At 68.2% G+C, this 18,755-nt stretch carries 14 protein-coding genes and 3 pseudogenes; 12 read left to right on the forward strand and 5 right to left on the reverse strand.

The genetic code is table 11. The annotated features are described in order from the left end of the window. The first annotated feature begins 112 nt into the window (after positions 1-112). The 3 genes from FXN61_RS16995 to FXN61_RS55390 all read left to right on the forward strand — a co-directional run bounded on the left by FXN61_RS16995 (position 113) and on the right by FXN61_RS55390 (position 2,052). The gene (locus FXN61_RS16995; RefSeq protein WP_167975036.1) at positions 113-607 is read left to right on the forward strand and encodes an NAD(P)-binding protein; all 495 of its coding nucleotides are present in this window, start codon (positions 113-115) and stop codon (positions 605-607) included. Beyond that, a complete protein-coding gene (locus tag FXN61_RS17000; protein ID WP_223165483.1) occupies positions 570-1,802 on the forward strand; it encodes a glycosyltransferase in 1,233 nt (410 codons plus the stop codon). The genes FXN61_RS16995 and FXN61_RS17000 overlap by 38 nt, the downstream gene beginning before the upstream one ends. 70 nt (positions 1,803-1,872) lie before the next feature. Continuing rightward, positions 1,873-2,052 carry a hypothetical protein gene (locus FXN61_RS55390; RefSeq protein ID WP_312877794.1) on the forward strand — a complete coding sequence of 60 codons (180 nt, stop codon included), beginning with the start codon at positions 1,873-1,875 and terminating at the stop codon, positions 2,050-2,052. Here the strand turns inward: FXN61_RS55390 and FXN61_RS17005 are convergent. After that, positions 1,965-2,150, reverse strand: a pseudogene (locus FXN61_RS17005) (LysR family transcriptional regulator); the annotation flags it as partial. The gene FXN61_RS55390 and the pseudogene FXN61_RS17005 sit on opposite strands and share 88 nt — an antisense overlap. Before the next feature lie 2 nt (positions 2,151-2,152). On the opposite strand from FXN61_RS17005, the gene FXN61_RS56370 reads away from it, so the two are divergent. Then, positions 2,153-2,560 (forward strand): LysR substrate-binding domain-containing protein, encoded by a 408-nt coding sequence (locus tag FXN61_RS56370; RefSeq protein ID WP_167975058.1) that lies wholly within the window; start codon positions 2,153-2,155, stop codon positions 2,558-2,560. Positions 2,561-2,667: 107 nt separating this feature from the next. On the opposite strand, the pseudogene FXN61_RS17015 reads toward FXN61_RS56370, so the two are convergent. Next, positions 2,668-4,050, reverse strand: a pseudogene (locus tag FXN61_RS17015) (serine hydrolase domain-containing protein); the annotation flags it as partial. A 155-nt stretch (positions 4,051-4,205) separates the two neighbouring features. Here FXN61_RS17015 and FXN61_RS17020 point away from each other — a divergent pair. The 6 genes from FXN61_RS17020 (at position 4,206) to FXN61_RS17045 (ending at position 8,416) form a co-directional block, all read left to right on the forward strand. After that, complete coding sequence (locus FXN61_RS17020) at positions 4,206-5,015, forward strand: ABC transporter ATP-binding protein (RefSeq protein WP_167975059.1); 810 nt, start codon at positions 4,206-4,208, stop codon at positions 5,013-5,015. After that, positions 5,012-5,773, forward strand: a complete 762-nt coding sequence (locus FXN61_RS17025; protein WP_167975060.1) for an ABC transporter permease — start codon at positions 5,012-5,014, stop codon at positions 5,771-5,773. The genes FXN61_RS17020 and FXN61_RS17025 overlap by 4 nt, the downstream gene beginning before the upstream one ends. Before the next feature lie 15 nt (positions 5,774-5,788). Then, entirely contained in the window at positions 5,789-6,583 is a 795-nt protein-coding gene (locus FXN61_RS17030; protein WP_167975061.1) for a MerR family transcriptional regulator, read from the forward strand. A gap of 143 nt (positions 6,584-6,726) precedes the next feature. Further along, complete coding sequence (locus FXN61_RS17035) at positions 6,727-7,092, forward strand: P-loop NTPase family protein (RefSeq protein WP_188135148.1); 366 nt, start codon at positions 6,727-6,729, stop codon at positions 7,090-7,092. After that, positions 7,089-7,976, forward strand: coding sequence for a WXG100 family type VII secretion target (locus FXN61_RS17040; protein ID WP_167975062.1), 888 nt, complete (start codon positions 7,089-7,091; stop codon positions 7,974-7,976). Before FXN61_RS17035 ends, FXN61_RS17040 begins: the two co-directional genes overlap by 4 nt. Further along, positions 7,973-8,416, forward strand: coding sequence for a hypothetical protein (locus tag FXN61_RS17045; protein WP_167975063.1), 444 nt, complete (start codon positions 7,973-7,975; stop codon positions 8,414-8,416). The genes FXN61_RS17040 and FXN61_RS17045 overlap by 4 nt, the downstream gene beginning before the upstream one ends. Positions 8,417-8,580: 164 nt before the next feature. Here the strand turns inward: FXN61_RS17045 and argJ are convergent. Together argJ and FXN61_RS17055 are read right to left on the reverse strand one after the other, a co-directional pair. Continuing rightward, a pseudogene (gene argJ, locus FXN61_RS56375) lies at positions 8,581-9,971 on the reverse strand (bifunctional glutamate N-acetyltransferase/amino-acid acetyltransferase ArgJ). Continuing rightward, complete coding sequence (locus FXN61_RS17055) at positions 9,968-13,882, reverse strand: PAS domain S-box protein (RefSeq protein WP_167975064.1); 3,915 nt, start codon at positions 13,880-13,882, stop codon at positions 9,968-9,970. Before FXN61_RS17055 ends, argJ begins: the two are co-directional and overlap by 4 nt. 58 nt (positions 13,883-13,940) lie before the next feature. Between FXN61_RS17055 and FXN61_RS17060 the strand changes: the two genes are divergently transcribed. Together FXN61_RS17060 and FXN61_RS17065 are read left to right on the forward strand one after the other, a co-directional pair. Then, on the forward strand, positions 13,941-14,303 hold the full coding sequence (locus FXN61_RS17060) for an Hpt domain-containing protein (protein ID WP_167975065.1): 363 nt from the start codon (positions 13,941-13,943) through the stop codon (positions 14,301-14,303). Between the two features lie 80 nt (positions 14,304-14,383). Next, positions 14,384-15,976 carry an ATP-binding response regulator gene (locus FXN61_RS17065; protein WP_167975066.1) on the forward strand — a complete coding sequence of 531 codons (1,593 nt, stop codon included), beginning with the start codon at positions 14,384-14,386 and terminating at the stop codon, positions 15,974-15,976. On the opposite strand, the gene FXN61_RS17070 is transcribed toward FXN61_RS17065, so the two are convergent. Next, positions 15,952-18,693 carry a sensor domain-containing protein gene (locus FXN61_RS17070; protein ID WP_167975067.1) on the reverse strand — a complete coding sequence of 914 codons (2,742 nt, stop codon included), beginning with the start codon at positions 18,691-18,693 and terminating at the stop codon, positions 15,952-15,954. The two genes, FXN61_RS17065 and FXN61_RS17070, sit on opposite strands and share 25 nt — an antisense overlap. Between the last annotated feature and the right edge of the window lie 62 nt (positions 18,694-18,755).

Here is an 18,755-nt window from a genome sequence, read left to right on the forward strand (position 1 = left end):
TTGCGGCCTGAGCGGTCTTCCGCTCGGCGCCGGCACGGCCTACCCTTCATGGACTGGTGTGCCGGGAAGCCTGGTCGGCGTGACGTATCCGCCGTGGGAAAAGAGACCGGTCATGCTCACCAGGAGAGCCCTCGTCATCGGCACCGGCCTCGCCGGTCTGGCAACCGCGTATCGCTTGCGTCGCAGCGACTGGGACCTCGTACTGGTGGGCGGCCCAGCCCAGTGCGCCTTCACCCGCACCGCTGACGGCCTCGACGCCGCACGACGGCTCGGGCTGCGACTCGACCCCGACGTGACGGCCGTGCTTCGCCGCAGCCTCGGCGACTCGGTGTCCTACCGCATCGACGAAGTACGCGCTCTGCGCCCGGACGACTGCGGTGTCACGGTGACCTTCACGAACGGCGAGGACGACTGGTTCGACTTCGTCACCGAGCCCGACCCCGGCTTCGACACCTCGCTCGCACTCGTCGCCGCCGAGATGCTCGGCGACGCGCTGGACATCTTCCGTGCCACAGATGAGGCGTTGCGCTGGTGGGAAGAGAACCTACGGCCGCTCAAGGGAGATCTGGTTGAAAGCCTTGCTGGTCACGCACGGCACACGTGGTGACGTTCAACCGTTGCTCGCGCTCGCCGTCGAGCTCCGTGCTGCTGGTCACGAGGCTGTGCTCGCCGCACCGGAGTCGTTCGCAGCGGCGGCTGCGGAGCACGCGGTGCCGTTCGCCCCGTTGGACGAGGGCCCGAACCGGTTGTTGAACGAGCCGTTGCTGAAGGAGGCGATCGAGGGCGGCTATCGCGGTGTTCGCGGGAAGATCACCGCGATCAGGACCGTCCGCCGGATCAAACCCCTCATGGCGGACGTGTTGCGGGACACCGGAAGAATCGCGCGTGAGGTTCGCCCGGACGTCGTCGTGCACACGCCGAGCGTGCCCGCCCAGCACGCGGCGGAGATGCTCGGCGTCCCGGCGGTGCTCGCGACGCTGCAACCGGGCTGGGTACCGACAGCGCTGTTCCCGTGCCCGATGGTGCCGTTGCCGAAGCTGCCCAGGATGTTCAACCGCGCCACCTACCTGGTCGTGCGGGCGACGTTGCGGGCGTACTCGGGGATCGTGAACTCCTGGCGCACCAACGATCTCGGCCTGCCCGGTGGCCGCGGGCCGGCGCCGGCCCTGGTGCTGCAGGCATTCAGCGGCCGGGTGACACCCGTGGATCCGGCGTGGCCGGAAACCGTGCGCACCACCGGCTTCTGGTACCTGCCGCGATCGGACTCGTGGTCGCCCGATCCCGCGTTGAAGGAGTTCGTCGAGAACGGGCCGACGCCGATCTACGTGGGATTCGGCAGCATGGCAGGCCGCGACGCCCAACGCACCGGCGAGATCGTCGCGCAAACCGTGCGCGCCGCCGGCGTTCGCGCGGTGGTCGCCACCGGCTGGGGAGGCTTGGCAGCCGACACTTCCGACGAACTCTTTGTCGTGGACCAGGTACCGCACGACTGGCTGTTCGGCCGTGTCACCGCTGTCGTGCATCACGGCGGCGGAGGAACGACCGCGGCCGCACTGGCAGCGGGGACACCTCAGGTCATCTGTCCGTTCGTCGCCGACCAGCCACACTGGGCCCGGCGAATGCAGGCGATCGGAGTCGCACCAGATCCCGTTCCGCACAAGGGATTGGCGGCCGATGCACTTGCTTCGGCGATCACCAAGGCCGTCGAGATGCGGGCCCGTGCTCTTGAAGTCGGTGCCGGGATACAAGCGGAAAATGGTGTCCGTGCCGCGGTCACCGCAGTGGAGGCTCATCTGTCGTGATCGGCCTGGCGCCACGATCGCTCCTGAGCCGCCGGGATCGATAACTTCGTTGTTGTCGGGTGTTATGGCGGTGGGGGTCAGCACCCGGTCCTCGGTCAACACCACCGATCCCTCAACCAGGTCCGGCTCCCGCACCGGCCGCCACAGCACCGCCACGTCCACCTCACCGAGCGAGGTCAGCGTCACCGCGCGGCTGGTGCGCTCGAACAACGTCCCGCCGATCCGGCGCTCCTGCGTCTTGATCGCCTGACTGACCCGCGCCTGAGACACGTGCAACCGCTCCGCGGCTCGCCCGAAGTGCAACTCCTCGGCGAGCGCCAAGAAGATCTCGATGTCACGAAGCTCCACCCATGGCGGTGTGGTCGGGGCACGACCTGGCCGACCGGTCGTCGGTGTCGCTGGAGGACTTCGCCGACCGGGTGTTCATCGACCCTGGTCCACGAGTGCCCGAGTACTGGGCTCAGTCGATGTTGCCCCAACACACTCCCAGCGGCCGTCGCGTTCCGCGGGGTCCGCTGATCGGCACCTTCCACATGGTGCTCTCACGAATCGCCGCCCGCGAGTGTCTGGCGCCCTTGAACGAGCACGTCCCGCACTACTACTCGACCCCGGGTGTCGCCTTCGTGCCGGTCCACGACGCACCGATCACCGAGTGGGTTCTGGTGTGGCGCAAGGACGTGCTGCACCCGCGCGGGCGCGGCTTCGTCGACGTGGTGACGGAGCTCGGCCCGCGCGAGTTCGGCACGGTCAGGCAATAGCGGATTGTTCGAGCGTCATCCGAGGCAGGTCCGGACGCCTTGGCCAGGTTCATCGCCCGCGGGTCGTCGGGCCGGAAGTTCCAGAGGTTGGTGGCGTAGCCGAAGCCGACACGGGCGTCGGGGTCTGCGAAGCCGACCGAGCCGCCGGAGCCGGGGTGGCCGAACGACGCCGGACTGAGCATCGGGTACGGCGGGCAGGCCCGCCAGAACCCGAGTGACATGTTGAAGGAGCGGTCAGCGGGGATGTTCAGCCCCGGCGGCAGCCCGTACATCGATGTCGTGTCGGTGTGGACTTCTGTCGCTGTCTCGACGGTTGCCCGGTTGAGCAGTCGCACGCCGTTGACGTTGCTGACCGTGGCGGCGTACATCCGGGCGATCGAGTGTGCGTCGGCGACCATGTTCGCGGCCGGGTGCTCGGACGCGCGCCAGGCAGGTGTGGTGAAGTAGTCGGTCGAGGTGAAGGCGCCGCCGAGTTCGGCGGCGCGGATCGCGACGGAGCCCGGGCTGTACAGGGCGGTGACCCATGCGGTGACCGTGTCCGCGTCGAGTCCGGTCGCCTTGATCATCCCGGCGAGCAGTTCCTCCATGCTGAACGGCGCGGCGTGAATCTTCGCGACCCGTGGCTCGTGCTGGGCGGGCATCCCGATCCAGGCACTCAGCCCGAGCGGCCGGGCCACCTCCTCGGCGAAGAACGTGCCGAGTGACTTGCCGGTGATCCGCCGCACGACCTCGCCGACCAGGTATCCGAAGGTGTTGGCGTGGTAGATGTGCTGCGTACCCGGCTGCCACAGCGGCGGCTGTGCCTCCAACGCGCGGATGACCGGGTCCCAGGCGCACGCCTGCTCGAAGGTCAGTGGCCCGTCGACGATCGGCAGACCGGCCTGGTGGGACAGCAACCAGCGCACCGGGATCCGGTCCTTGCCGTTCGCGCCGAACTCCGGCCAGTACCGGACCACCGGAGCGTCCAGATCCAGCAAACCGCGCTGCACCAACAGGTGGGCACAGATCGCGGTCGCGCCCTTCGTCGTGGAGGCGACCTGCATGACGGTGTCCCTGCGCCACGGCCGGTTCGTCTCGCGGTCGGCGAGGCCGTCCCACAAGTTGACCACGAGGCGACCGCCCGCATAGACGCTGCACGCCGCGCCGAGCTCGCCGCCTCCCTCGAAGTTCTTGCGGAACGCGTCGGCGACCTTCCCCCAACCGCGCGCGACACCGCACTCACCACTGTCGCTTCCGGAGACGTCCGCGGAAGCGGTTCCCCGGCCGACGAGGCCGGTGACGGCAGTGAGCGCGCCGGCACCCATTACGCCCTTCAACACGGTCCGGCGCCCAACGTGGCCCTGTTCGGGTGTGTCGTCCGGCGTACCGAAAGCAGGCATGACAAATCTCCCCTTGTTGTGTCCCGTGTTTCGGAAGTTGATGTGCCCACAGTCGCCGATCGACCAGACACACCACTGACACCGCCCTGACACCGACCACGCCGAAGACATGGCCGGTGTCAGACGTGTGCCGTGACGCCCCGAGACTCCCGGCCAACACGACGGCGATCAACGGCGAACATCGCAACGACCGATGACACGACGGTTATCAGCGCTTCGGCACCGGGCTTGACCTTGACGCCGCGTCAACCCTCCATCCTGTGGCCATGACAGCTCAATCGATCGCCGGTCCGGCGATTCGCGTGCAAGGTCTGGTGAAGTCGTACGGAAAGCTCGAAGTGCTGCGTGGCGTGGACTTCGACGTGGCGCGGGGCAGCATCTTCGCCCTGCTCGGCTCGAACGGAGCGGGCAAGACCACGATCGTGCGAATTCTGGCCACGCTCCTGAAGGCCGACGCGGGAACGGCCGGCGTCAACGGCTTCGACGTCGCCACGCAACCGGCGAACGTACGGGAGTCCATCAGCCTCACCGGACAGTTCGCCGCCGTCGACGAGATCCTCAGCGGGCGGGAGAACCTCGTTCTGGTCGCCAAGCTGCGGCACCTCAAGGATCCTGGCGCGATCGCGGACGACCTGCTGAGGCGTTTCTCGCTGACCGACGCGGCCACGCGCAGGGCGTCGACCTACTCCGGTGGCATGCGCCGCCGTCTCGACATCGCGATGAGCCTCATCGGGAATCCACCGGTGATCTTCCTGGACGAGCCGACGGCCGGGCTCGACCCCGAGGCGCGCATCGAGGTGTGGCAGACGGTCAAGGAGCTCGCCAGCCACGGCACGACGGTGCTGCTCACCACCCAGTACCTCGGCGAGGCCGAACACCTGGCCGACCGGATCGCGATCCTGCACCAGGGCCGGATCATCGCGAACGGCACCCTCGACGAGCTCAAGCAGCTTCTCCCGCCCGCCACCGTCGAGTACGTCGAGAAGCAGCCCACCCTGGAGGAGATCTTCCTCGCGATCATCGGCGACGACGACCCGCGCGACACCGCCGGCACGACGACAAGGAACCGAGGATGACCGCGTACTTCTTCGCCGACACCGGTGTGCTCACGGGACGGACGCTGCGCCATGTCACCCGCAGCATGGACACCATCATCACGACCGTCATCACGCCGATCGCCATGATGCTGATGTTCGTCTACGTGTTCGGCGGCGCGATCGACACCGGTCCGATCCACTACATCGACTACATGCTGCCCGGCATCCTGCTCGTGACGGTCGCGTCAGGCATCTCCTACACCGCGTACCGGCTTTTCGCAGACATGAAGAGCGGGATCTTCGAGCGATTCCAGTCCATGCCGATCGCACGGTCGGGGGTGCTGTGGGCACATGTCGTCACCTCGCTGGTCGCCAACCTGATCTCGCTCGTGATCGTCGTGGCCGTCGCACTGCTCATGGGCTTCCGCTCCGGGGCGGGCGTGCTGGAATGGCTTGCGGTCGCAGGCATCCTGCTCCTGTTCACCCTGGCCCTGACGTGGATCGCGGTGATCCCCGGCCTCTCCGCGACGTCGTTCGAGGGCGCGAGCGCGTTCGCGTACCCGCTCATGTTCCTGCCGTTCGTCAGCTCGGCGTTCGTGCCCACGGAGAGCATGCCCGGCCCGGTGCGCTGGTTCGCCGAGAACCAGCCGGTGACGTCCATCGTCAACACGATCCGCGACCTGTTCGCCCTGCAGCCGGTCGGCGACACCATCTGGATCGCACTCGCCTGGTGCGCCGGCATTCTCGTCGTGGCGTACGTCTTCGCGATCGCCGCCTATCGCCGGAAGATCGCCTGAGGCAGGCTGGGTCCCATGCTCACCATCAGCCAGCTGGCGGCGTACGCGGGGGTGACTGTGCGAGCGGTGCGCCACTACCACCAGATCGGGCTGCTGCCGGAGCCAGAACGCGACCAGTCCGGCTACCGCACCTACGACGCCGCCGCGGTGGTGCGACTGATCCGGATCCACATCCTCGCCGATGCCGGCGTGCCGCTGGCTCGGGTGCAGGAACTCCTCGACGCCGGCCAGGAGGAGTTCACCGCCGGCGTCCAGGAGATCGACAAGGACCTGCGCGCCGAGATCCGGCGGCTGCAAAGCACCCGCAAACGGCTCGCCCGACTCTCAGCCGGAGAGCAGCTGACGCTCCCGCAGAGCGTCGTGGGCTATCTCGACCGGCTGCGCGGTCTGGGCGTCGAGGAGCAGTACATCGAGATGGAGCGGGATGTCTGGATCATGATCGCCGCCCAGGTGCCACACCTGATCGACGCCGTGATCGCCCAGAAGCACGAGCAGCTGGACGACCCCGACATGGTGAAGCTCTACAGCTTTCTCCAGGGACCACTCGACGGCCCGGCCGATGATCCGCGCATCGTCGAGATCGCCGACATCCTGGAGCGCCTGAGGATTCGCGCCCTGGAAGCCTGCGTCACGGATGCCGACGGCTTCGACGATCAGTTCGTCACCCTGCTGGACACGACAATGGTCAACTCCTCACCGGGCGCCGCGCGGGTCGTGGCCATCCTCGAGGAACGGGGATGGAAAGGCTGGACCCGCATCGAGCAGGTACCTGCCGACAGACTCAACACTCAGTCCGGACCTACCGAGTAACACTGATCAGCTGTGCGGCCGTCACCGGACACGCCAACCTGACTTCACCACATCAAGCAGATTCGACGGCGGTCATGGACGAACGTGATTCGAGTTGCCTATTGGGCCGAATGCGACGGAACCGCACATCGGGGCCAGGCGTCATGACCGCCATGGGAGAGAAGTTCCACGTCGTGCCAGATGAGCTGCGCGGCTACAGCGGGCTGCTCGAACGTCAGGCCGAGCACTTCCTGACGATCCGGGAGCACGCGATCCTCAAGGGTGGGGACACGTCCGGGTTCACCGGGCTGCTGTCGCTGCTCGATCCCGTCGTGACCGGGGTTGCGCAGCTCTACGGCGAGACGCTCGACGCCGCCAACAAGAAGATGAGCCAGGACGCCGAGGCGTTGGTCAAGTCGGCCCACGCCTACGAGAAGGCGGACGAGGTCGCGGTCTGCCTGATCGACACCGCGGGCGGCAAGACGGAGCCCCCGTCCTGGCTGGAGCGGTTCCTGGGGGTGGGCGAATGACCGGCGGAGTCTGCAACGGCTACCAGGACGTTGAAGATCCGAACGTCGCGCTGCGCGCCGCGCCCGACGACCGGCCCGGCCGGCAGACCGTCAAGGAGCTGATCGAGGCCGCCGGGTGGAAGATCCAGGGCGTCAACTGGATCTACCAGCAGGTCACCGGCGACGACCTGGTGCGCGACCTGGTCATGCCGCTGGCCGGCGACTTCGAGAAGATCGACGCGAACGCCGCCGCGTGGGACCGGGTCGCCAAGGCGCTGGACAACGTGCGGCACAACGTCAACAACAGCATCGAGGAGCTCTCGCCGAACTGGGACGGCGGCGCCGCGCAGAGCTTCGAGAATCGCATGCGCCGCACGTGGACCACGGCGATCGAGTGGGACTCGCAGGTCGCGAAGTTCATCGGCGACCGGTTCAAGAACATGGCGAGCTCCTGCCGGTCGGCCGCGAAGCTCGCGCTGACCCTGCTCGACAAGATCTGCGACAAGCTGATGAAGGCCGCGATGACCGCGTGGATCCCGCTCGTCGGCTGGGGTCGTGCCGTGTGGATGGTCTACGACGTGGTCAACATCGTCGACCAGGTGCGCAAGCTGATCCAGTCCATGCAGACGCTCATCGAGGGCGTCAAGAGCATGATCGACGGCATCAAGCTGATGGGCACCGCGCTGGCCAGGATCCCGGACGTGCGGGACGTCAACGACTTCTTCGACGTGGTCGACACGTGGCAGGACGGCACGGAGAAGCTGGGCGACGGCACGTCCGCCGTGGGCAGCGGCGCGTGGGGCGCGGCCAAGAGCGGGTACAAGGCGCGCAGCAAGTACAAGGACGCGCAGAAGGAAGAGCGCTGGGCAGAGCGCAGTTCTTCGAGTTCGGGCGGTGCGGAATGACGTTCCCGTACGACAGCGCTCGCCAGCAGTTGCAGGCGTGGCAACAGGATCTCGATGCCAAGGGCTCGCGGTTGGAGAAGGTCGCTCTTGAAGCGTCCAAGGTGCAGACCCGCGGCAGCGACCTGTCCCCCGCGGACATCGCCGAGATCGAGAAGTTCGCACGGTCGAAGGACGCGCCGAACGCGCTGAAGGACCTGCAGCGCAAGGTCGACTCGGGCGAGATGTCCTGGCGGGACATCTCGTCCGGCAAGGCCGTCAACGATCCCGACGTGCAACGTGCGATGCAGAGCAGCATGCCGTCGCTGAAGCGGGCGTACACGGCGATCAAGGAGGGCCAGAACCCCGACGAGATCGTCGCGGCGGGTCAGCAGCGCACCACACGGTCCCGCAACGACTTCGACGACGACACGCCGATCGACTTCACCGAGGACGCCTTCTGACACTCCAGGCGACCGAGCTCGGCAGGAGACCGGCGACTTCGGCGACCACCCGGAGCTGACGCGGCTGGTACGGGAGGTGTCGTCGCACCTGCGGTTCGAGTTCGCCTTCGATGGAGACCCGCATCCCCACAAGCTGGGCTCGCTGTCAGCGTCCGGGCGCTCGATCAGGTCGTGTAGTCGGCGTTGATGCGGACGTAGCCGTCGGTCAGGTCGCAGCCGTAGACGGTGAAGGCGCCGTTCGCGATGCCGAGGTCGACCGAGATCACGATCTCGTCGCCCTTCATGTACTGGGACGCGGCAGCCAGCCCGGCCTCGTCGGTCAGGGTCGGGTACAGCTCCAGGTCGCCGAAGTGGATGCTGACCGCGTCCTGATCGATGTCGGTCTCGTCCTCCAGCTTGCCGATGGCCATGGCAACCCTCCCCCAGTTGGGGTCCGCACCGTGCACGGCGGTCTTCACCAGCGGTGAGTTGACGATGCTCTTGCCGACGAGCTTGGCCTGCGCGTCGTCCCTCGCCCCGGTGACCCTGACCTCGACGAGCTTCGTCGCGCCCTCGCCGTCCGAGGCGATGTCGCGCACGAGCGTCAGCGTCGCGCGGTACAGGACCTCCTCGAACTCGGCGAGGTCGACCGCGCCCGCCAGCCCGTTGGCGAACACCACCGCGCTGTCACTGGTCGACGTGTCGGTGTCGATGCTGAGCGCGTTGAACGTGCGGTCCACCACCCGCCGGAAACGGTGTCCAGATCGGCGGCCTCGACCTCCGCGTCGGTGAAGAAGAACGCCAGCATGGTCGCCATGTTCGGCTCGATCATGTCGACGCCCTTGGCGATGCCGAGCACGGTGGCATCGCCGCAGCGCAGGCTCACGACCTCGGGCCGGGTGTCCGTGGTCATGATCGCGCGGGCCGCGGCGGGGAAGTCGGCGCTCTGCAGTGGTGACGGCAGTGCGTCCATGCTCGACCGGATCAGGTCCATCGGGTACGGCCGACCGATCACGCCGGTGGACGCGATCAGCAGCTGCTCCTCGGGCACGCCGGCCAGTGCCGCTGCCCGGCTGCGCACCTCGGCGGCGTTGTCCGCGCCGACCTTCCCCGTGGCGACGTTCGCGTTGCGCGACAGCACGACGACACCACGGCTGTCCGCACCCGACTGCCTGCTCAGCACGACGCTCGGGCCGGGGCGATGCGCCATCGCGGCGACACGGCGGCTGTCGATCAGCTCCGTGAGTGCGGGCACGTCCTCGCGGTGCGCGAGAACGCCGTCTGACCGGCAGAGCACGGCGAGCGTTCCGCCGATGTGGTTGAGCACAACGGTTTCGCTGGCCGCGAGCTCAGAGTTGCCGCCGGTGCTGCCGGGCGACCTGCTGACTCCGGGGCAATGTGCCGATCGGGTTCTGGACGCCATCACGACGCGCGGGTGGCATGAGGCCGTTGGTCTGGCTGGGCGGGCTGGCGGCGGAGCAAACGGTGCATCTGGTCCACACTGGACAGACGTGGCCGCGAAGTCCTCGCGGCCACGGTTCAGCCAGCGGTTGACCGGGACCGTGACGACGATCATGCCCTGGTGCCGACACTCCACTCGTCAAGGGCGCGCTGCAGCTTGCCGGTGTCAACGGGTTTGGTGAGGTAGTCGTCCATGCCCGCAGCCAGGCAGCGCTCACGGTCCTCGGCGAGTGCGTGTGCTGTCATGGCGATGATCGGGATGCGCCTGCCGCCCTGCTCGCGCCTGCGCAGCTCGGTCGTGGCGGTGTAGCCGTCCATTCTCGGCATCTGGCAGTCCATCAGGATCGCCAGGTACGGCTTGGTGCCCGCGAGTTCAAGGACCTCGTGCCCGTCCTGGGCGACGTCCACCTGGTAACCCATCCTGGTGAGGGTTTCCACGGCGACCATCTGGTTGATCTCGTTGTCCTCGGCCAGCAGGATCCGGCCGCGGCTCGCGGTGGCGATCGTCTCCACCGGGCCACGCGGATCGGGGGGCAACGCGTCCGGGGTGACGATTTCGAGCAGGCAGTTGTAAAGCTGGGACGGACCGATCGGTTTGGGCAGCAGCGCCGCCGCACCCGCGTTCTCGGCGAGTCGGTCGTCGTGGTACGAGCCGGAGGTCAGCAGAACGACCTTGACAGGTGGAATGTGCGTGTCGGCGGCGATGGCGTGGATCAGGCCGATGCCGTCGAGGTTCGGCATGTGCTGGTCGACCACTGCCAGCCCGAACGGACGGCCGGTGCATGCCGCCTCGCGCAGATGTTCCAGGCCGGCGAGGCCGTCGGACACCGCGGTCGGGTTCATGCCCCACGCCTTGGTGTGCCTGCTGATCAGGTGCAGGTTGGTCGGGTTGTCGTCGACGACGAGCAGCCGGTTGCCGGTGATGTGGCTGTGCAGCGGCACGCGGATGTGCTTCATCAGCGGGTGTTCCTGGGGCGCGAACCGGAGGGTGAACCAGAAACGGCTGCCTTCCTTGAGCCGGCTGGTCATTTCCAGGGTGCCGCCCATCAGTTCCACGAGCTGCCGGGTGATCGTCAGGCCGAGACCGGTGCCCCCGTACCTGCGGGTGCTGGCGGCGTCGGCCTGGGAGAACGGTTCGGTCAGGCGAGCCAGGTCGTCCGGGGCGATGCCGATGCCGGTGTCGAGGACGGTGAAGGTGATCCGGGACCTGTCGTCTGGCAGCGGTTCCGCACGCAGCAGTACGCTGCCCTCTTCGGTGAACTTGACGGCGTTGCCCAGGAGATTGAGCAGAGCCTGGCGCAGCCGGCCGTCGTCGCCGCGGAGTGCGGTGGGCAGGTTCGGCGGGTAGTCGCAGACGACTTCGACGTGCTTGTCGCGGGCGGTTTGGGCTACCGCCTGAACGACCTCCTCGAGGACCTTGTCGAGCTCGAAGTCGGTTTCGACCAGTTTGAGCTTGCCCGCTTCGATCTTGGAGAAGTCCAGGATGTCGTTGATGATCGACAGCAGTGCCCGGCCAGAGGTCTGGATCGCGTCGACGTAGCGCCGCTGAGTGGATTCCAGCGGGGTGTCCAGCAGGAGGTCGGCCAGGCCGATGACGCCGTTCATCGGCGTGCGGATCTCGTGGCTGACCATGGCGACGAACTGCGACTTGAGCTCCGCGGCGGCCACCGCCTTGTCGCGGGCGTCGGCGAGCTTCTGTTCAGCCTCGCGGCGTTCGCTGATGTCGCGGATCGCCGCCGAGACCATCGTGCCCTGCTCCGTGTCCAGTGGTGCGAGGCTGATCTCCACCGGGATCTGGCTGCCGTCCTGGCGCAGGCCGGCCAGTTCGATGCCGGTGCCCATCCGGCGGTGACGGGGGTCCTTGAGGTAGCGCTGCCGGTGGCCGACGTGCTTCTCCCGCAACCGTGCCGGGATCAGCAGTTCGATCGACTGGCCGACCAGATCTTCACGGTGGTAACCGAAGAGGCGCTCGGTCTGCTCGTTGACGAGCACGATCGTGCCGTGCTCGTCGACGATCAGCATCGCGTCGGGCGCGGCGAGGACGAGTTGCTGGAACCGTTGCTCGGCCTTGATGCGCTCGGTGACGTCACGGGCGATGGACGAGACGCCGATGATCTGGCCGGTGCTGTCGCGAATCGGTGACACGCTCACCTCCACGTGCACCCGGCTGCCGTCCTTGCGGACTCGCACGGTGTCGTGCAACCGGATCGACTGTTCGCCGTCGGCGTGCAGGAGCGTGGCGAGCTCGCCGCGTACGTCGGTGGGCACGATCAGCTCGATCGAACGGCCGATGGTCTCCGCCGCGGTGTAGCCGTACTGGCGTTCGGCGGCCGGGTTCCAGCTCGTGATGATGCCGCCGAGGGTCTGGCCGATGATGGCGTCGTCGGTGCTGTTGACGATGGCGGCCAGACGCGCGACGGCGTCGTCGGACGCCCGCTGTGCCGTGGTGTCACGGGCCACCGCGTAGACCAGTCCCTCGTCCGGGATGGGGACGGCGTTCCAGGTGAGCCACCGGTAGGAGCCGTCACGGCAGCGGTACCGGTTCTCGAACATCAAGGTGGTTCGGTTCAACGCGATCTGCTGGCTGCTTTCCGCCGCGGTCCTCGCCACGTCGTCGGGATGGATGAAGTCGAGGTACGGCCTGCTCAGCAGTTCCTCGGTGGTGTAGCCGAGTGCGCGTTCCCAGGCCGGATTGAGGTGCTTGAAGTAGCCGTCGGTGCCCGCGATGCACAGCAGGTCCGTCGAGATGCCGAAGAAGTGGTCCAGCCTTTCGGCCGCCCGTCGTCGCTCGGCCTCGGCCTGGTTGCGCGAGGTGAGGTCCCGATAGCTGCTGACGAGCAGCCGGGTGTCCTCCGTGTCGCGCACCCTGGTGGTGGTGACCTGGGCGGCGATCTCGCTCCCGTCCTGGCGGCACACGAGAACGTCTTCCTCCACGTCGTCGTCGGCGCCCAGACCTGACGTGAGCGGCAGCCACGGGTACGGCGGTTCGATGCCGGCCGCCTCCTCCTTGGCGTATCCGGTGATCTCGCACCAGCGGGGGTTGACCTCCAGCACCTTCCCACCGGGATCGGCGATGAGCACGCCTTCACGCAATGACCGCAGCACCGTGCCGTTGAAGTCCCGTTCCCTGCGCAGCTCGGCGAACAGCTTCCGCCGTGCCCGATCCGCTTTGTCCAAATCGGACCCCGCACGCAGGAACACGACGTACAGGATCAAGACCGTCGCGGCGGTGGACACGGTGATGACGGTGTTCCTCGCGTCGGCGTCCTTGCTGCCCACTGCGTTCAGCAGCAGGCCGAACAGCACGAGCAGCACGGTCATCGCCAGCCTCAGCTGGCGCAACACCTCTCCACCCGCGGCGCCGCCGAGGTACACCCTGGCCGTCGTCCGATCCGGACGGCAGGCAACCAGTCCGGCGGACAGGGCGATGAGGCAGATCGCCGTGCTGAACGACATCTGGCCGATCAACGAGTCACCGGACAGGTACACGAGACCGTAGGCGTGACCGAGCAGCGCGATGACGGCCACGAGAGCACCGGCCGGCGCCAGCACGGCGGAGGGACGGTGGCCACGCCTGCCATCGGTGTCCAGCAACACCATGGCGAGACCGGTCAACACGAACGCGATCGCGGTGTGCGGTGACGGACGTCCGGGGAAGTCGGCGACGACCCACTGCGCCACGCGGTCCGGGAACAGCAGCGTGTCCGCCCCGAGGTGCTGTCCGGTCACGTACTCGGCCAGCACAAGCATCCCGACCAGTGCCACCAGCAGGCCCAGTGCCTGTCCTGCGCGCCGCCGTGGCGTGCCCGCCGTCTCGGGTGCGATCAACCACAACGCGATCCCCAGCAGCGCGAGCATCAACGCCACGAGGGGCCTCAACGTGGGGGCGCCGGGAATGATCGACGCCAGGGTCCGCACGCCCGTGGCATGCCCGAGCAGCGCGATTCCGTTGATCACGACCACGATCAGGACGGCCGCCGCGGTGATGCGTGACGACCGGAGCGACGCCCGCGCCGAGTACTCCATGTGGCGTAATGTAGGTGCGAAAAGTTGCAACGCTGACACCCCGCAAGGGTGAACTCACATGGCAATCTCGGATGAGGACCTGCGTTCGGCGATCGCCGGACGGCTCGCCCAGCTCCGGTTCGGCCGGCCCGCCGAACCGGGTGACCTCGCCGCGCGCGTGCTCAACGCGTTCCACGTCGCGGCGCCCCGACACGTCGACGCCATCGCGGCAGCAGTCGCCGCCGGCGACGTCAAGACGGCCAGAGAGCAGGCACACGACCTGACCAGTCTCGCGGGCCACATCGGCGCCGCCGACGTGGTGGACTCCTGCGGCGAGCTCAGCCTGCGGCTCAAGGCGGGCGACATCGCGGGCGCCGCGGCGGTGGCCGCCGATCTGCGCGCCGGTTACGAGCGCGCGAGCCGCGCCACCGTGGGGATGTAGCGCTCCGTACAAGATCGAGTTGCACGCGATCTCGGCGTACCTACGGTGTGGGGAACGTTGACGCACCAGGAGATGAGTGCATGGCGACTGTCCTGATCGTCGACGACCTCCCGATCAACCGAGATCTGATGCGCACCCTGCTCACCCACCACGGACACCGGGTGCTGGAGGCCGGCGACGGTGTCGAGGCGCTGGACCGGATCGCCGACGAGATCCCCGATCTCGTGGTGACCGACGTGATGATGCCGCGGATGGACGGGTACCAGCTCGTGCGCGAGCTGCGGGCCAAACCGGAGACGGCGGGCGTCCCGGTGATCTTCGCGACCGCCAACTACCTCGACCACGAGGCCGCCCCGCTCGCACTCGGGTACGGCGTCCGCCACGTCGTGACCAAGACCGACGAGCCCGGCAAGCTGCTCGAGGTCATCGACGCCGAGCTGGGCGGCGAGCGGGCGTGCGAGCCGATCCCGATCGACGAGGGCCTGACGCGGGAGCACCTGCGCATCGTCAACACCAAGCTGGTCGAGAAGGTCCGCGAGACACAGCGCAGCGAACAACAGTTCCGGTTGATGGCCGAGTCGGCCCCGGTGGGGATTCTCCTCGTCGACACCGAGGGAAAGGCGGTCAACGTCAACACCCGGCTCGCCACGATCCTCGGCCGCCAGGCGGATCAGCTGACCGGCCTCGCCTGGCAGGACGCCATCGGTCTGGACGACGACAGCGAACTCGCGGAGGTGCTCGCGGGCAGGCAGGAAAGACTGACCCGCAACCAGTGGCCGGTCGAGCGTCCCGGCGGCGGCCGGTGGCTCGACATCAGCCTGCACAACGCCTACGACGAACACGGACGGATGCTCCAATGCGTGGGGGTCGTCGACGACATCACGGAGAAGATCCGGGCGGAGGAACGGCAGCGCGAACTGGACCACCGGCTGCGAGTGGCCGAGCGGCTGGAGAGCCTCGGCCAGCTCGCCGGCGGCGTCGCGCACGACTTCAACAACATCCTGACCTCCATCCTCGGCCACGCGAGCATCGCGCAGGAGACGACCGAGACGGGCGCGGAGAACGGCGCCGTGGACGCCGCGGTCGCCGAATCGCTGCAGAAGTGCCTTGATGGCGTGATCCGGGCGGGCAACAGAGCCACCCGCCTCATCTCCCAGCTGCTGGCGTTCGGCCGGCCCGACATCGCCCAGCCCGAACCGGTGGACGTGAACGAGTTCCTCGACGAGATCGAGACGCTGCTCGAGCCACTGCTCAGCTCGATGATCGAGATCGTCAAAGACCGGGACGCCGACCTGTGGCAGATCTTCGTCGACAGCGGCCAGCTGGGCCAGATCGTGCTCAACCTCGCGGTGAACTCACGGGACGCGATGCCCGCCGGCGGCACCCTCGTCCTGCGTACCCGCAACCACGTCGTCGACGCGGACACAGGCCCGCTGGCGCCGGGCCGCTACGTCCAGCTCACCATCGCGGACACCGGGCACGGCATTCCCGCGGACGTGCTCGAGCACGCGCTCGATCCGTTCTTCACCACCAAGCCGGTCGGGCAGGGGACCGGGCTCGGGCTGGCCACGGTGTACAGCATCGTCCGCAAGTACGGCGGCGACCTGGTCATCTCCTCGACAGTCGGCGAAGGCACGACGATCGACGTTTACCTGCCCGCCGTGGACGGCTGACCGATCGGCAGGCGATCCGGCGAGGTGGGCTTGCCGATGCGGAAGCCCTGCACCTGGTCGCAGTCCAGCCGCCGCAGCACGTCGAGCTGGCGCGCGTTCTCCACGCCTTCGGCGACCACCGTGAGGTTCACCGCGTGCGCCATCATCACGATGCTGCGGACGATCGCCTCCGCGTCACGGCACTCGCCCAACGCGGAGATGAAAGACATGTCGATCTTCAGCTGGTCGATCGGCAGCTTGCGGAGCTGAGCGAGAGACGAGTAGCCGGTGCCGAAGTCGTCGATGGCCAGCCGCACCCCGATGTCACGCAGCGCGCTGAGCGTGCCTGCGGCGACCGCCGGATCCCTCATCAGCGCGTTCTCGGTGATCTCGAGGCAGAGCGTGTTCGGGGCGATGCCGGTCGTCCGGCCAGGACTCCTGCACGGGCGGGCCACCAGCCGGGGGTCGTCGAGCTGGCGAGGTGACAGGTTCACCGCCAGGTGGCAGCTCGCCCCGATCCGCGAGCGCACGAGGGCCGCCTGCCCGGTCGTCGTGCGCAGGACGTGGTCGCCGACCAGGTTGATCAGGTCGCTCTCCTCGGCCAGTGGGATGAACTCGGCGGGTGAGATGGCCCCGTGGATCGGGTGGGTCCAGCGCAGGAGCGCCTCGACGCACACCACACGACCGCTCCTGAGGTCGGCGATCGGCTGGTAGACGACCGAGAGCTGCTCGTTCGCCGCGGCCTCGCGCAGATCCTGTTCGAGCTGGAGGCGGCGCTGCATCTTCTCGCGCAGGTCGACGTCGAAGAACACGTGCCGGCCTCGGCCCTGGGACTTCGCCTGGTACATCGCCACGTCCGAGTCGCGCAGGAGGTCCTCGCCGCTGCGCGGATCATCGGGGCCGGCGGTGACGATGCCGATGCTCGCGTCGAGGTGGAGCTGCCGCCCGTCGACGTGGACGGGTGCGGCGACGGTGTCACGCAGGTGCTCGGCGAGCCCGTGCAGGTCGAGCCTGGAGATGTCGCGGGCGACGACCACGAACTCGTCGCCGCCGAGCCTGCCGACGAGGTCGCCGCCGCGGACGCGACCGCGCAGCCGTTCGCCGACGATCCTCAGCACCTTGTCACCGACGGTGTGCCCGAGCGAGTCGTTGATGACCTTGAACTTGTCCAGGTCGATGAACAGCACCGACATCGTGCCCGTGCGCGCCGTCAGGTGCCGGATGACCAGCGCGCGGTTGGCGAGCCCGGTCAGTCCGTCGTGCGTGGCGTCGTGCTCCAGGCGGGCGGCGATCGACCTGCGCTCGGTGATGTCGGTGAACGAGACGACCACGGTAGCCGGGTACGTGTTCACATGGTTGAGCGGGCGGCAGCTCATCGACAGCCAGATGTCCCGCCCGTCCGGCCTGCGCGCGCGGAAGACGCGCCCGTTCTGAGGCAGTCCCGTCCGCCGGGTCTGCGCACACGGGTACGCCGATTCGGGCAGCCGGACCCCTCGCTCGTCGAACAGCGGGCACACGGTCGTGGGTGAGCCGACGAGGCGTTCCTCCCGGATGCCGAGGACGCGTTCCGCCGCCGGGTTGGCCGACTCGATCAAACCGGTCGAGCCCACCACGAGGACCCCTTCCTCCAACGAGGCGACGACCGTCGTGAAGTGCTGTTCCGCACGACGCCGTGCGGTCTCGTCCGCGCACACGAGCACGTAGCCGTCGTCCATCTCGGCGGCCGACACCCTGACGACGAGCGTGGCGCCGTCGGAACGCCGATGCACCGCCTGGGTCATACCGCCCCCGCGAACCACGGCGGCGGGATCGAGCCGCGCACCGACCAGCGTGGCGACCGGGTTGCCGACGGCGTCGGCAGCCGTACGGCCGTACACCGTCTCGGCGGCGGGGTTCCACGTCGTCACGACACCCTCGGAGGTGGTCGCGATGATCGCGTCGCTGACGTGCGCGACCAGCGCGGCCTGGTAGTGCAGGGTGGCCTCCGCGGCCTTCTGCGCGGTCACGTCGCGCAGGATGACCTGGAAGGCGGGCCTGCCCTCCCACGTCGTCCGCACGGACACCGCCTCGACGTCGACCGTGCCTCCGTCGAACCGCACGATGGTGGCCTCGGCGGGTTCGGAGGCTGCGCCCGGTGTGGACAGCGCGCCGATCCGGCGCATCATCTCCGGCACCGAGGCCGGATGGACGAAGTCCGTGATCGGGCGGCCGACGATCTCCGCCTCCGAGCGCGCGCCGAGGAAGCGGACCCCAGCGGGGTTGGTGTAGGTCAGCACGCCCGCCTCGTGGACCACGATCGCGTCGGGGCTGAGCTCGACGAGAAGCCGGTAGCGGTCAGCGAGATCGGCGAGCGCCTGCTGGTCCACGTGCCGCGTCGTCACGTCGGTGGCGACGCCCGTCAGGCTCTTCGCCGTGGCGTCGCCGGACACGCAGGCTCGCAGCTGGATCCACTTCGTGGTGCCGTCCGGCAGCACGTACGGCTGTTCGAGGGCGAAGTCCTGCCACACCGCGGCGGTGCGGGCGGCGACGACCAGCGGTTCGACCAGGGCCATCAGATGGGGCCGGATCTCCGTGTCCGTCTCGTCCGGCACGCCGAGCAGCCCGGCCAGGCCGGACATCCACGTGGCACAGTTCGTCGTGAGGTCGAACCACCACATGACCGCGGCGTCCATGGACGGCGCGAGGTCAACGACGCCCTGGTCGAACTTCACATCCTGGTCCAGCTTCGCGGTGTCCATACCGCTCTTAACGGCAGGTGCGCGACGTTCCTGACGAGAATTGGGCATGCATGTGGTGAGCG

It is taken from the genome of Lentzea indica, assembly GCF_012184385.1.
Classification (GTDB): domain Bacteria; phylum Actinomycetota; class Actinomycetes; order Mycobacteriales; family Pseudonocardiaceae; genus Lentzea; species Lentzea indica.